Source organism: Actinomycetospora sp. CA-084318 (genome assembly GCF_050955885.1).
Lineage (GTDB): Bacteria > Actinomycetota > Actinomycetes > Mycobacteriales > Pseudonocardiaceae > Actinomycetospora.
The window spans coordinates 1-12,976 of sequence record NZ_CP192099.1 but is presented as its reverse complement, the minus strand read 5'-3'; the positions used below and the strand labels follow the sequence as shown (position 1 = coordinate 12,976).

The 12,976-nt window shown below is 74.2% G+C and carries 12 protein-coding genes; 4 read left to right on the top strand and 8 right to left on the bottom strand.

Going from position 1 to position 12,976, the window contains the following annotated elements:
• Positions 1-19: 19 nt before the first annotated feature.
• The 3 genes from ACQPYX_RS29925 to ACQPYX_RS29915 are packed head-to-tail and all read right to left on the bottom strand — an operon-like array spanning position 20 to position 4,298.
• Positions 20-1,633, bottom strand: a complete 1,614-nt coding sequence (locus tag ACQPYX_RS29925; RefSeq protein WP_433803855.1) for an acyl-CoA carboxylase subunit beta — start codon at positions 1,631-1,633, stop codon at positions 20-22.
• On the bottom strand, positions 1,630-2,787 hold the full coding sequence (locus ACQPYX_RS29920; RefSeq protein ID WP_433803854.1) for an acyl-CoA dehydrogenase family protein: 1,158 nt from the start codon (positions 2,785-2,787) through the stop codon (positions 1,630-1,632). Before ACQPYX_RS29920 ends, ACQPYX_RS29925 begins: the two co-directional genes overlap by 4 nt.
• Positions 2,784-4,298 carry an acyl-CoA synthetase gene (locus tag ACQPYX_RS29915; protein ID WP_433803853.1) on the bottom strand — a complete coding sequence of 505 codons (1,515 nt, stop codon included), beginning with the start codon at positions 4,296-4,298 and terminating at the stop codon, positions 2,784-2,786. The genes ACQPYX_RS29920 and ACQPYX_RS29915 overlap by 4 nt, the downstream gene beginning before the upstream one ends.
• Positions 4,299-4,374: 76 nt before the next feature.
• Between ACQPYX_RS29915 and ACQPYX_RS29910 the strand changes: the two genes are divergently transcribed.
• Entirely contained in the window at positions 4,375-5,055 is a 681-nt protein-coding gene (locus tag ACQPYX_RS29910) for a TetR/AcrR family transcriptional regulator (RefSeq protein WP_433803852.1), read from the top strand.
• 7 nt (positions 5,056-5,062) lie between these two features.
• On the opposite strand, the gene ACQPYX_RS29905 is transcribed toward ACQPYX_RS29910, so the two are convergent.
• The 4 genes from ACQPYX_RS29905 to ACQPYX_RS29890 are packed head-to-tail and all read right to left on the bottom strand — an operon-like array spanning position 5,063 to position 8,610.
• Positions 5,063-6,466, bottom strand: coding sequence for a purine-cytosine permease family protein (locus tag ACQPYX_RS29905; protein WP_433803851.1), 1,404 nt, complete (start codon positions 6,464-6,466; stop codon positions 5,063-5,065).
• Positions 6,463-6,651 (bottom strand): hypothetical protein, encoded by a 189-nt coding sequence (locus ACQPYX_RS29900; protein WP_433803850.1) that lies wholly within the window; start codon positions 6,649-6,651, stop codon positions 6,463-6,465. Before ACQPYX_RS29900 ends, ACQPYX_RS29905 begins: the two co-directional genes overlap by 4 nt.
• Positions 6,648-7,112: a nucleoside deaminase gene (locus ACQPYX_RS29895; RefSeq protein ID WP_433803849.1), complete on the bottom strand. Its 465-nt coding sequence runs from the start codon at positions 7,110-7,112 to the stop codon at positions 6,648-6,650. The genes ACQPYX_RS29900 and ACQPYX_RS29895 overlap by 4 nt, the downstream gene beginning before the upstream one ends.
• A gap of 52 nt (positions 7,113-7,164) precedes the next feature.
• Entirely contained in the window at positions 7,165-8,610 is a 1,446-nt protein-coding gene (locus tag ACQPYX_RS29890; protein WP_433803880.1) for an MFS transporter, read from the bottom strand.
• Positions 8,611-8,654: 44 nt separating this feature from the next.
• Between ACQPYX_RS29890 and ACQPYX_RS29885 the strand changes: the two genes are divergently transcribed.
• From ACQPYX_RS29885 to ACQPYX_RS29875, 3 genes are read left to right on the top strand one after another with little or no spacing between them, the layout of a single operon-like run.
• Positions 8,655-9,347, top strand: a complete 693-nt coding sequence (locus ACQPYX_RS29885; protein WP_433803848.1) for a TetR/AcrR family transcriptional regulator — start codon at positions 8,655-8,657, stop codon at positions 9,345-9,347.
• 28 nt (positions 9,348-9,375) lie between these two features.
• Positions 9,376-10,194 (top strand): Fpg/Nei family DNA glycosylase, encoded by an 819-nt coding sequence (locus ACQPYX_RS29880; RefSeq protein WP_433803847.1) that lies wholly within the window; start codon positions 9,376-9,378, stop codon positions 10,192-10,194.
• 48 nt (positions 10,195-10,242) lie between these two features.
• Complete coding sequence (locus tag ACQPYX_RS29875; RefSeq protein ID WP_433803846.1) at positions 10,243-11,820, top strand: acyl--CoA ligase family protein; 1,578 nt, start codon at positions 10,243-10,245, stop codon at positions 11,818-11,820.
• A gap of 40 nt (positions 11,821-11,860) precedes the next feature.
• Here ACQPYX_RS29875 and ACQPYX_RS29870 read toward each other — a convergent pair.
• Positions 11,861-12,976, bottom strand: a 1,116-nt coding sequence (locus tag ACQPYX_RS29870) for a DUF2188 domain-containing protein (RefSeq protein WP_433803845.1), incomplete at its 5' end; no start/stop codon positions are given.

The following is a 12,976-nucleotide window of genomic DNA, read 5'->3' as shown; positions in this document are numbered from 1 at the left end:
CATTGCTTGCACTGGTGGGCTACATCCGGAACGGCGCGAAGTGCGTCGCGCCCACGACCGGCGCCGAGTGCACCGCCCGCAGTGCCAACGACAGCACCGTCCGCGTGTCCGCCGGGTCGATCACCCCGTCGTCCCACACGCGGCCGGAGGCGTAGATCGCGTTCGACTGCGCCTCGACGCCGTCCTCGATCGCCTTGCGCGTCGCGGCGTCGGCGGCCTCGTCGTGCGGCCGGCCGGCGCGCTCGGCGGAGCGGCGCTGGACCATCGACATGACGCCGGCGAGCTGGGTGCCGCCCATGACCGCGATCCGGTGGTTGGGCCAGGTGAACACGAACCGCGGGTCGTAGGCGCGGCCGGACATCCCGTAGTTCCCGGCGCCGTACGAGGCGCCGACCATGAGCGTCAGGTGCGGCACCGTCGAGTTGGACACGGCGTTGATCAGCTTCGCGCCGTCCTTGATGATGCCGCCGCGCTCGTAGGCGGACCCGACCATGAACCCGGTGATGTTCTGGACGAACAGCAGCGGGATCGACCGGGCGTTGGCGAGCTGGATGAAGTGCGCGCCCTTCTGCGACTCCTCGGAGAACAGGATGCCGTTGTTCGCGAGCACCCCCACCGGGAAGCCGCCGAGCGAGCCGAAGCCGCACACCAGCGTCGTCCCGTAGAGCGGCTTGAACTCGTCGAAGCGGGAGCCGTCGAGCACCCGGGCGAGCACGTCGCGGACCTCGACGGAGCGCTTGGGGTCGCTCGCGGCGCAGCCCCGCAGCTCCTCGGCCGTGTACCGCGGCGCGTCCGGGACCCGCAGGGGCACGGGCGACAGACCCAGCGACGCCACGATCCGGCGCCCGATGCGCAGCGCGTCGTACTCGTCGGCGGCGAGGTGGTCGGCGAGTCCCGACTCCCGGGCGTGCATCTCCGCCCCGCCCAGCGTCTCGTCGTCGACGTCCTCGTTGATCGCCATCTTCACCAGCGGCGGCCCGCCGAGGTACACGGTCGCCTGCCCGCGGACGAACACCGTGTACTCGCTCATCCCCGGCATGTACGCGCCGCCGGCGGTGGACGAGCCGAACACCAGCGCGATCGTCGGGATGCCCGCCGCCGACAGGCGCGTGAGCTCGCGGAACGTCCGCCCGCCGGGCACGAACAGGTCCGCCTGGCGCGGCAGGTCCGCCCCGCCCGACTCCACGAGCGCGATCACCGGCAGCCGGTTGCGCTCCGCGATCTCCAGCGCGCGCAGCTGCTTGGTGACCCCGATCGGCGTGAGCGACCCGCCCTTCACCGTCGGCTCGTTCGCGATGACCATGCAGTCGACGCCGCTGACCGGTCCGATCCCGCAGACGAGACCGGCGCCCGGCGTCGTCAGGTCCGGTTCATGGGCCCCGGCGAGGGCGGCGATCTCGAGGAACGGCGCGTCGGGGTCGAGCAGCAGGTCCAGCCGCTCGCGAGCGGTCAGCTTCCCGCGCTCGTGGTGCCGGTCCACGTACCTCGGGCCGCCCGCGGCGAGCACGGTGTCGACGACGGCGTCGACGTCGGCCAGGGCGGCCAGCATCGCCTCGCGGTCCGCGGCGAAGGTTCCCGACGACGGGTCGAGCCGGCTGGCGAGCACGGGTGCGCTCTCGACGGCGGGGCTCATGCGTCGAGCCCCAGCCGGGAGGCGATGACCTCGTCCATGATCTCGTTCGTCCCGCCGCCGATGCCGAGGATGCGCGCGTCGCGGTAGTGCCGCTCGACCTCGACGCCGTGCAGGTAGCCCGCGCCGCCGTGCAGCTGGACCGCCTGGTCGACCACCCAGTCGCAGGCCTCGACGGCCTGGTTCTTCGCCATCGCCAGCTCGGTGACGACGTCGTCGCCGGCCTCCCAGCGCTCGAACACGTCCCGCACGTAGACGCGCGCGACCGTCGCCCGGCGGGCCATCTGTGCGATCCGGTGCCGGACGACCTGCCGCGTGGCCAACGGCGCGCCGAACGTCTCGCGTTGCTTCGCCCACGCGATCGTCAGGTCCACGCAGCGCTGGGCGGTCGCGTAGGCCTCCACGGCCATCGAGAGCCGCTCCGAGGCGAAGCGCTCCATGATCTGGCGGAAGCCGCTGCCCTCCGCCCCGACCAGGTTCGACGCCGGCACCCGGACCTCGTCGAGCGAGATCGTCGCGGTGTCCGAGCAGTGCCAGCCCATCTTGCGCAGCGCCGTGCGGTGCACCCCGGGCCGGTCGGTCTCGATCACCAGCAGTGACACGCCCCGGTGGCCGGGGCCGCCGGTGCGCACGGCCGTCGTCACGAAGTCCGCGCGGGTGCCCGAGGTGATGAAGGTCTTGGCGCCGGTGACCACGTAGTCGTCGCCGTCGCGCACCGCGCGGGTGGTGATGCCCGCGACGTCCGAGCCGGTACCGGGCTCGGTGATGCCCAGCGACCCGATCAGCTCGCCGCGCAGGCTCGGGCGCACGAAGCGGTCGACCAGCTCCGGCGAGCCGTGCAGCGCGATGTGCGGTGCGGCGATGCCGTGGGTGAACAGTCCCGCGACCACGCCGCTCGACCCGCCCGCGAGGATCAGCTCCTCGGTGACGACCGCCGCGTCGAGGTGCCCGCCCTCGCCGCCCACCGCCTCCGGGAACCCCAGCGCGAGCAACCCCAGCTCACCCGCCCGCCGGTGCAGCGCGCGGGGCATGGCGCCGGCGTCCTCCCACTCCGGCAGCGAGGGCACGATCTCCCGCTCGGTGAACCGGCGCACCAGGGCCCGGAGCTCGCGCCGCTCCTCGGTGTCCCACGCCGAGCGCGCCACCGTCGCCGTCACCGCGACACCGCCGCGGTCGACCCGGTGAACTGCTCGCGCAGCACCCGCTTGAGCAGCTTGCCGGTCGCGTTGCGCGGCAGCTCGGCGACGAACTCGACCCGGCGAGGCGCCTTGAAGTGCGCGATCCGCTCGCGGGCGAAGGCGATGAGCTCCTCCGCCGGCACCGGGTCGGCGGCCACGACGACGGCGACCACGGACTCGCCCCACTGCGGGTCGCCCACGCCGATCACGGCCACGTCGGAGACGGCCGGGTGGCGGTGCAGCACCTGCTCGACCTCGACCGGGTACACGTTCTCCCCGCCGGTGATGATCATGTCCTTCTTGCGGTCGACCAGGGTGACGAACCCGTCGGCGTCCCGGACTCCGAGGTCGCCGGAGTGGAACCAGCCGCCGCGCATCGCCTCCGCGGTCTCCTCCGGCCGGTTCCAGTACCCGGCGAACACCGTCGGACCGCGCAGCACCAGTTCGCCGACCTCGCCCGGGTCGACGAGCTCGTCGTCGGGACCGACCAGGCGCGCGTCGACGTGCAGGAACGGCCGCCCGACCGACCCCGCGTGCGTCACCACGTCGGCCGCGTCGAGGAAGAGCGCGGCCGGCGACAGCTCGGTCATCCCGAAGCCCTCGGTGAACGTCCAGCCGAGCTCGAGGAAGCGCTCGATCACGACGACGGGGCACGGCGCGCCGCCCGAGATCGCCCAGCGCAGGGCGGGGAAGGCGCGTTCGCCGAGGTCGGGCACGCGGGTGAGCGCCGCCCACATCGCGGGGACGAGGAACTGCGTGGTCACGCCCTCGCGGGCCATGAGGTCGAGGAAGCCCGCCGGGTCGAACGCGGGCACCACCACGACCGTCCCGCCGGCGTAGAGCAGCGGCAGCGCCGAGAGTCCGAGCGCGCCGATGTGGAACAGCGGGGCGGCGGCGATCGTGACGTCGGTCGAGGCGATCCCCGGCCCCGCGACGCACATGTTGACCGCGTTCCACAGCATGTTGTCGTGCGTGAGCACCGCGCCCTTGGGGCGGCCGGTGGTGCCCGAGGTGTACATGATCACGCAGGGCTCGTCGCCCCGGCCGGGCCCCGGCTCGGGTTCCCGACGACGGTTCGGCCCGGGTTCGGTGATCAGGTCCACGAGCTCGGGCGGCGTGTCCAGCTCCGCCACCGCCGCGTCGCCGAGCGGCGTGAACGCCGCGGAGCGCACGAGCAGCGTGGCGCCGGAGTCGGCGAGCACGTACGCGACCTCGGCCGGCGCGAGCCGCATGTTCACCGGCACCGTGATCGCGCCGAGCCGGGCGACGGCGAACAGCCACTCCAGGTACGCGCACGAGTTCTCGCCGAGCAGCGCCACCCGGTCGCCGGGCCCCACGCCGAGCGCCGCGAGGTCGGCCGCGCGGGCCGCGACGCGGTCGTCGAGCCCGGCGTAGGAGGTGCGGTGCCCGGTCGCCCCGTCGACCAGGGCCACCGCGTCCGGCGACCGCTCCGCCCGCCGGGCCACCCAGGCCCCGATGCTCTCGTCCATCCGACTCCCTCGCCCTCCGCGCTGAGACCTGGCACACTTTGCCCGTACGTGCGGTCAGTTCACAAGGGGGTCGGCGATGGCGGGCTACGCGCGGGGTGGCCGCCGCTCGGAGATCCTCGAGACGTTCACGCGGCACGTCGCCCAGCACGGCTACGACCGCGCGAACTTCGGGGACGTGGCCGCCGAGCTGGGCATGAGCAAGGGGACGATCGTCCACCACTTCGGCACGAAGGACCGGATGCTCGCGGAGGTCCAGGAGTCCTACATGCGGCGCCGGCTCGACGAGGCGCACGCGATGTTCGCCCGCCTCCCGGGCGCGGACGAGCGAGTCGCCGCCCTCGTCCACGCCGGCGTGCGCTACTCCGCCGACGAGCCCGCCACCACCGTCGCCTTCCAGCGCGAGGTGGTGCGGTTGGTCGACGGGCCCGGGATGGAGTCCGCCCGCGCCCTGCGCGACGCCTACCGCGACCTCGTCGTCGGGGTCCTGGCCGACGGCGAGGCGGACGGGACGTTCCTGCCCGGGGACGCCCGGCTCCGGTCGCTGCAGATGTTCGGGTCGCTGCACTGGATGTGGACCTGGTTCGACCCGGCCGGGCGCCTCGCCCCCGCCGAGGTCGCCGCCGAGTTCGCGCTGACGCTCCTGCGTGGGCTCGGGGTGGACGAGCCCGCCGCCTGTGCGGCGGCGGACCCGTCCGGGGAGGTGGCCTCGACGGTCGGCGCGGTCCTCGGCGGGGTGGTGGCCGTGTCCCGGTCCTGACGTCAGGTCACGCGGCGGTCGCCCGGCGCCGCAGCAGCCAGTAGACCGCCGCCGCCACCAGGAACCCGACCTCGAAGGCGATGTCGCCCACCTGCGGCACGGCCGAGGCGACGAGGCCGGTGAACGAGGTCTGGTTCGCGAACAGCAGGATCGACACCACGATCCCGGCGAGCATCGCGACCGGCCCGGCGTGGTTGCGGTACGAGGTGTCGAAGAGCAGTTCCTCGCCCGACCCGCGCCGCAGCCACCGGTCGACGAACACGACCGCCAGCCACGGCCCGATCCAGTAGGCGATGATCAGCAGGAAGCCCTCGTAGGCGTGCCCGGCGTCGGCGAGGCCGAGCAGGGCGACCACGAACCCGAGCACGCCGAACACCCCGACGGCGAGCGCGCGGCGCAGCGTCAGGGGCAGCTTGATCCCCAGCGCCACGAAGGACATCGAGCCGGAGTAGATGTTGATCGCGTTCGCGGCGACCGCCCCGACCGCGATGCAGAGCAGGGTCAGCGCGCCGAGCCAGCCGGGCAGGTGCCCGGTGAACACGCCGGTCGGGTCGTCGAGGGCGCCGCCGCCGATGCCGCCGATGGTCGCCGAGGCCGCGCCCACCGTCTCGAGCACCACGCAGGGCACGAAGACGCCGAGGCCGGCGGCCCAGCCGACGGCGCGCGGGCTCGCGTCCGGCGGCAGGTAGCGGGTGTAGTCGGTGGCGTAGGGGTTCCAGCCGGCCGCGTAGCCGAACGTGGCGCCGACGGTGAGCAGGAAGCCCGCGACGGTGCCCGCGGGCTGCCCGCCGGTCGGGGTGAAGGTGGTGTCGACCTGGGTCAGGATCACCACCGACGTGATGGCGAAGACGACCGCCAGCACCGGGAGCACGACCTTCTCGAACCCGTGGATCAGGTTGTGCCCGAGCAGCGCCACCCCGATCTGCACGAGCGCGACGATCAGCAGCGACACCCAGCCGGGCATCCCGGTCAGCGTCGACAGCGCGAGCGCTCCCGAGACGCTGTTCACCGCGAACCAGCCGATGCCGCCGACGACCGCGTTCAGTCCGGCCGGCAGCGCGTTGCCGGTGAACCCGAAGCCGAGCCGGGAGAGCACCATCATCGGGACCCCGGCCGCCGGGCCGCGCGCCGAGAGCAGCCCGTGGGTCAGCGACCCGAGCGCCGTCCCGACCAGGATCCCGAGGAACGCGCCCCAGAACCCGAGCGAGAAGGCGCCGACCGCGAGGACGCCGACGAAGATCGTCGCGAACTCCAGGTTCGGCGAGCACCACGTCCAGAACAGCTGGCGCGGTCGGCCGTGCCGCTCGGCGAGTGGGATGAACTCCGCGCCGCCGGGCTCGACCGCGACGACCTTGTCGCCGTAGACCCCTTCCCGGACGACGACGTCGGCCGGTTCCTCGGTGACCGTCATGGTGCCTCCTGCGTGACGGTGATGGCGGCGAGCTCGTCCGCCAGGTAGTCCGCGGCCCGGACGGGTGGGGCCGCGGTGTGCCCGATCGGCGGGCGGAGGGACTCGACGACGGTGTGCGGGTCCAGTTCGTAGAAGGAGACGAGGCCGACGAGATCCTCGTCGGCGATGTCGACCAGCGGGATCACTCCGGCCCCCCGATGTCCTCGAGCCACGTGTCCGGCTGCTCGGTGGCGAACCGGCTCATCAGGTCCGCGCAGGCCGGGTCGTCGAGGACGGTCACGTCCACGCCGTGCTCCGCGAGCCAGGCGTGCTGACCGCCGAACGTGCGGGCCTCGCCGACGACGAGGCGCGGGATGCGGAACTGGCGGATCAGACCGGCGCAGAAGAAGCAGGGCGAGAGCGTCGTGACCATCGTGGTGCCGGCGTAGCCGGGGCGTCGCCCGGCCGCGCGGAAGGCGGCGGTCTCGCCGTGGGTGGCCGGGTCGCCGTCCTGGACGCGCCGGTTGTGCCCGGCGCCGAGGAGCTCGCCGTCGGGACCGAAGAGGGCCGCGCCGACGGGGACGCCTCCGGCGTCGTAGCCGCGCTGCGCCTCACGCAGCGCGACGGCGAGCATCTCGGACGGGGTGGGCACGGAGTGCAGCGTCATCCTCGAGATGTTCCCGGAGGTGACGCCGGCGTTAAGTGTGGACGCTCCGCGGTCAGGCGGCGGCGGGTGCGGGCTCCGGCGACACCGCCGTCCGGGTGCGCACCATCGCCCAGGCGACCAGGACCGCGGCGACCACGGTGAGCACGCCGCCGGCGAGCAGGGCCGCGTGGTGGAACTCCGCGGCCTGGGCAGCACTCCACGGCGAGGCGGTGATGGTGCCGGTGAACAGGGCGGCGACGATCGTGCCGGTGACGGCGACACCGGTCCCGGACGTGACCTCGGTGGCGGTGTCGGTGAGGGCGGCGCCGATGGTGGTGCGGGTCGACGGCAGTCCCTGCAGCACGGTCACCATGGCGACCACGCCGGCCACGCGCAGACCGGCCGCGACCAGCGCGAGCGCGAGGGCGACGCCGACGTAGGTGACGGTGCCGAGCCCGGTGAAGACGGCGAGCCCGACGACGATCGCGCCGGCGCCGAGCCAGGCGGCGCGGTGCAGTCCGACGCGCTGCACGAGCGGGTTCACCAGCGGACCGGCGGCGAGCAGGACGACGACCTGGGGGAGCATCGCGAGGGCCGCCGCGGCCGGGGGCCAGCCCCACGCGAACTGCAGCTGGAGGGTCACGAGGTAGCTCAGACCCGCCGTCGCCAACCCGGCGGCCGCCTTGTACGCGAGCCCGCCCGAGACCAGCGGGCGGGCGAGGAGGGCGAGGTCGAGCAGCGGGTCGTGCGCCGTGCGCTGGCGGACGACGAACCCGACACCGGCGAGGACGGCCGCGGCGGTCGTCGCCCACGGCGTCCACGAATCGGCGCCCTGGACGACGAACAGCGTCGGCGCGACGAGGGCGAGCACGATCGTCGTCGTGCCCAACGCCCCGCCGGGCAGGTCGAGCGGGACGCGGTGCAGGTCGGCGGCGTCGTCGGCGGCGATGCCGCGACGCACGGCGACGACCGCCAGGACCGCGATCGGCACGTTCACCAGGAGCAGTACCTGCCACGGGGCGACGGCGAGGACGAGGCCGCCGAGCGTCGGGCCGACGGCGAGCCCCACGAGGCCGACGGTCGAGATCAGGGTGATCGCGCGGATCCGCAGGCCCTCGTCGTCGAAGAGGCGGAACGCCAGGGCGCCGGCGCCGGGGGCGGTCATCGCGGCGGCGGCGCCCATCGCGGCGCGCACGCCGACGAGCTCGGTCGCGGTGGCGACGAACGCCGTGGCGAGGCTCGCGAGGCCGAGCAGGACGAGGCCGACCGTCATGAGCCGTCGTCGGCCGAACCGGTCCGCCGCGGCCCCGAACACGAGCATCAGCCCGCCGAAGACCACCGAGTACGCACCCGTGACCCACTGCAGCGCCGTGGTCGAGGCGGCGAGGTCCCGCCCGATGGTCGGCAGCGCGACGGTGAGCACGGAGTTGTCGAGCATCTCGACCAGGAAGACCGCCGACAGCCCGGTCAGGGCCAGCCAGGCCCTGTGGAGCGATTGCTGTTCGTTCTGCACGAACAGTGTTCTACAGGCGAACGCCGTTCGTGTCCAGGTACGGTGGCGCCGTGAACGCGCGCGAGCGACAGGCTGCCCGGCGGGCCGCCGCGGCCGATCCGTCCGCGACGACGGCGCGCACGCCGATCACCCCGGACCGGATCGTCGACACGGCGCTCGCACTCGTCGCGGAGGAGGGCTACGAGGCGCTGACGATGCGTCGGGTCGCCACCGCGCTCGGGACGGGACCGGCGTCGCTCTACGCCCACGTCGTCAACAAGGCCGACCTGGACGAGCTGCTCATCGGCCGGCTCTGCGGGGAGATCGTCTCGCCGCAGCCCGACCCCGCGCGGTGGCGCGAGCAGGCCCACGGGCTCGTGACCGCGCTGCGCGACCAGTACCTGCGCTACCCGGGCGTCTCGCGGGCCGCGCTCGCGATGGCGCCCACCGACCTCGCCGTCCTCGCGCTCCAGGAGGGGCTGCTCGCGGTCCTGCTCGCCGGGGACGCCACCCCGCGGGCCGCGGCGTGGACGGCCGACGCGCTCGTGCTCTACGTCGCCGCCTACTGCCTCGAGCGGTCGGTGGTGGGGCGCGACGCCGCCTGGGTGCACGACCGCGACGACCTCGTCCGGCGCTTCGAGGCCCTGCCCCCCGAACGCTTCCCGAACGTCTCGCGCCACGCCACCGAGCTGACCGCGGGCGAGGGGCACGAGCGGTTCGACTTCACCGTCGGGTTGCTGCTGGACGGCCTGGCCCGCGCGTGAGCTGCGGGAACGGGGGTACCTCGACAGGGTGCCCGAGCTGCCCGAGGTGGAGAGCGCCCGCCAGGTCCTGGAGAAGGCGCTCGACCGCACCATCACCGACATCGACGACTCCGACGAGTACGTGTGCCGTCCGCACCGGCCCGGCGAGATCGCGAAGGCGCTCGTCGGGGGGAAGCTGACGGCCGCGCACCGGCTCGGGAAGACGATGTGGTGCGACACCGTGACGGCCGACGGCGGACCCGGCCCGCACCTCGGGGTGCACCTCGGGATGGGTGGTCGCATCCGGATCTGGGGTCCGGGCGGGGAGCGGTCCGGCGAGCTCGCGGGCGGGCTGCCGCGGAAGTCCACCGAGGAGAAGCAGAAGCCGGAGTGGGACCGGGTGACGTTCTGGTTCGACGACGGCGGCGCCTTCAAGCTGTTCGACAAGCGGCGCCTCGGGCGGGTCCGCCTCGAGCCCGACCTCGACGCCCTCGGCCCGGACGCCTACGAGATCAGCCGCGACGAGTTCCGGGAACGGATCGGGAAGGGCACCGCCCCGATCAAGGCGCGGCTGCTCGACCAGCACGCGATCGCCGGCGTCGGGAACCTCCTCGCCGACGAGACGCTGTGGGAGGCGAAGCTCGACCCGCACACGCCCTCGGGGGAGCTGTCGACCGCCCAGCTCGACGAGCTGCGCCGCGTCCTGCGCCACGCGACCCGGGAGGCGATCAAGCACGGCGGGGTGCACACCGGCGAGGTCATTCCGCATCGGAGGAAGGACGACACGTGTCCGCGGTGTGGGGCACCCATGGAGCGGGGCACCGTGGGGAGCCGGACGACCTGGTGGTGCAGCGCCGAACAGGCGTGAACCACCTACGCTCGCGGTCCGGCGACCATCCACGCGGGGAGGACCACCGTGACCACCGGACCGTTCAGGTCGAACACCCCGCCGCCCGCGGCGTTCACGTTCGCCGAGCTGACGCCCACCGCGTTCCTCGAGCGCTCCGAGCACGCGTTCGCGGGCCGGACGGCGATCGTCGACGGCGACCGCCGGTTCACCTACGCGGAGTTCGCCGACCGTTCCCGACGACTCGCCGGGGCGCTCGGGGCGCTCGGCGTCCAGCCCGGGGACCGGGTCGCCGCCCTCGCGACGAACAGCCACGTCATGCTCGAGGCCCACCACGGCGTCCCGTTCGCCGGCGGCGTGCTGGTGCCGCTGAACACCCGGCTCTCGGCCGACGAGCTGACCCACATCGTGAGCCACTCCGGCGCCCGGGTGCTGCTCGCGACGCGTGAGCTCGAGGAGCTCGCGGAGACGGTCGCCGGCCGGACCGGGGCGGCCCTGCTGGTCGAGGGCGAGGAGTACGAGGACCGGCTGGGGCGCGCGGCGCCGAGCGTCGTCCCGGTGGCCGACGAGCGGGGCCTGCTCGCGATCAACTACACGTCGGGCACCACGGGCCTTCCCAAGGGCGTGATGTACCACCACCGCGGCGCGTACCTGCAGGCCCTGGCCATGGCCTTCCACCTGCGGCTCGACCCGGCATCGCGCTACCTGTGGACGCTCCCGATGTTCCACTGCGACGGCTGGTGCTTCCCCTGGGGCGTCACGGCGGCCGGCGGCACGCACGTCTGCCTGCGCGCCATCGATCCCGACGAGATCTGGCGCCTGCTGCGCGACGAGGGCGTCACCCACTTCTGCGCGGCCCCGACGGTCCTGACGATGATCGCCGGTGGTTCCACCGCGGCGCCCCTGGAACAGCGGGTGACGGTCGCGACCGGCGGCGCCCCGCCCTCGCCGACCCTGCTGTCGCGCATGACCGCGCTCGGTATGGACATCACCCACCTGTACGGGCTCACCGAGACCTACGGGCCCGCCGTCGTCAACGACTGGCACCCGGAGTGGAACGAGCTGGACGACGACGAGCGCGCCCGGCTGCAGGCGCGGCAGGGCGTCGGCAACGTGGTGGCGGCGCGGTTGCGGGTGATCGCCGAGAACGGTGCGGACGTCCCCGCCGACGGCGAGACGCTCGGTGAGCTGGTGGTCCGCGGCAACGACGTGATGCTCGGCTACTACCGCGACGTCGCCGCCACCGCCGCGGTCGACGCCGCAGGCTGGTTCCGCACGGGCGACCTCGGCGTGGTGCACCCCGACGGCTACGTCGAGATCCGCGACCGCTCCAAGGACGTGATCATCTCCGGCGGCGAGAACATCGCCTCGGTCGAGGTCGAGCGGGTGCTCGACAGCCACCCCGCCGTCGTCGAGTCGGCCGTGGTGGGCGTGCCCGACGAGCGGTGGGGCGAGATCCCGGTGGCGTACGTGACCGCCCGCGAGGAGGTCGACCCGGACGAGCTCGTCGAGCACGTCCGCACCCACCTCGCCCGGTACAAGGCCCCGAAGCGGATCGTGTTCGGCGAGCTGCCGAAGACCTCGACGGGGAAGATCCAGAAGAACGTGCTGCGGGAACGCGAGGTGGCTGCGCCAGGTGAGCACTAAGTGGGGTCATGACCCCACTTAGTGCTCACCTGACCGGAGGTCACCTCGTGGCGTCCTGCAGCCGACGAGCGCCCTCGTCGGCCTTGTGCGCCCCGGCGCCGGTGGCCGAGCCAACCAGGCGGAGCCCGGTCACCGTGACCACGTTGACGAGCCGACCCGTGATGCGGACCGGGTTGAGCACGGCGGCCAGCCAGTCGAGGGGAGCCGCCGCGGCCTCGGTGTAGGCGTGGATCGTCTGGCCGGCGCGGTCGGCCGCGTCGGTCAGCTCCTCGTCGAGCTTCGCGCCCTGCTGGGCGGCCCGGCGCGTGGTGTTCCGGAGCTCGTCGCTGGCGTCGGCCGCAGTGGCCTCGACGGTCGCGGCCGTGCGCCGGCCGGCGGCCCGGGCCTCGCCCGCGACCTCGCGGACCGTGCCGCGGACCTCCTCGGCGGCCTCCTGGCCGGTCGCGGCCGCGACGTCCGCGGCGTCCTGCGCGGCGGACTCGACCGACTGGCTCGCGGCGGACGCGTCGTCGGCGATCTGGCCCGCGCCCTGGGACACGGTGCGCCCGACCCGCTCCGCGGCCCCCTCGGCGTGGCCGCGGATCTTCCTGGCGGTCGTGGCGAGGTCGCCCCCGACCTCGTCGGCCGTCTCCGACGCCTCGTCCCCGACGGTGCGGGCGGAGTCGGCGGCCTGGTCGGCGACGGTCCCGGCCCGCTCGGCAGCGGTGTCGGCGACGGCGCGCGGACCGGTGCGGCCGGTGTCGCCGGACGAAGCGGTGGCGGCGGCCTTCGCGTCCTTCCGCGCGGCGTCGCGCTCGGCGGCGCTGCTCTGGCCGGTGGCCTCGAGCCGCTCCCGGTCGAGGTCGGGGACCTCCACCCCGGCCTGCGCGGCCTCGGCGGCGGCCCGCCGGGAGGCGTCCTCGCCGGTCTGCTTCGCCTCGGCGGCAGCCGCGGCGGCGGACAGCTCGGTGGCGATGTGCTCGGCGTTCTGCGCGTGCGCCGGGACGTCACCCGCCTCCACGAGCTCGCCCGCGAGGTCGTGGATCAGGACGGCACCACCGCCGTCGTTCCGGACGATCTCGACGGCGCGGCTGATGGCGTCGGCCTGGGTGGGGGCGTGGGCGCTGGGTCGGGTGGCGGCGGGCTTGACGACGATCCAGCCGTCGTCGGACGGGCG

Excerpts from the sequence above, each read along its gene's own strand:
- ACQPYX_RS29905 (WP_433803851.1), bottom strand. The coding sequence starts at position 6,466 with ATGACGGTCACCGAGGAACCGGCCGACGTCGTCGTCCGGGAAGGGGTC.
- ACQPYX_RS29910 (WP_433803852.1), top strand. The coding sequence starts at position 4,375 with ATGGCGGGCTACGCGCGGGGTGGCCGCCGCTCGGAGATCCTCGAGACG.
- ACQPYX_RS29915 (WP_433803853.1), bottom strand. The coding sequence starts at position 4,298 with ATGGACGAGAGCATCGGGGCCTGGGTGGCCCGGCGGGCGGAGCGGTCG.
- ACQPYX_RS29925 (WP_433803855.1), bottom strand. The coding sequence starts at position 1,633 with ATGAGCCCCGCCGTCGAGAGCGCACCCGTGCTCGCCAGCCGGCTCGAC.
- ACQPYX_RS29895 (WP_433803849.1), bottom strand. The coding sequence starts at position 7,112 with ATGACGCTGCACTCCGTGCCCACCCCGTCCGAGATGCTCGCCGTCGCG.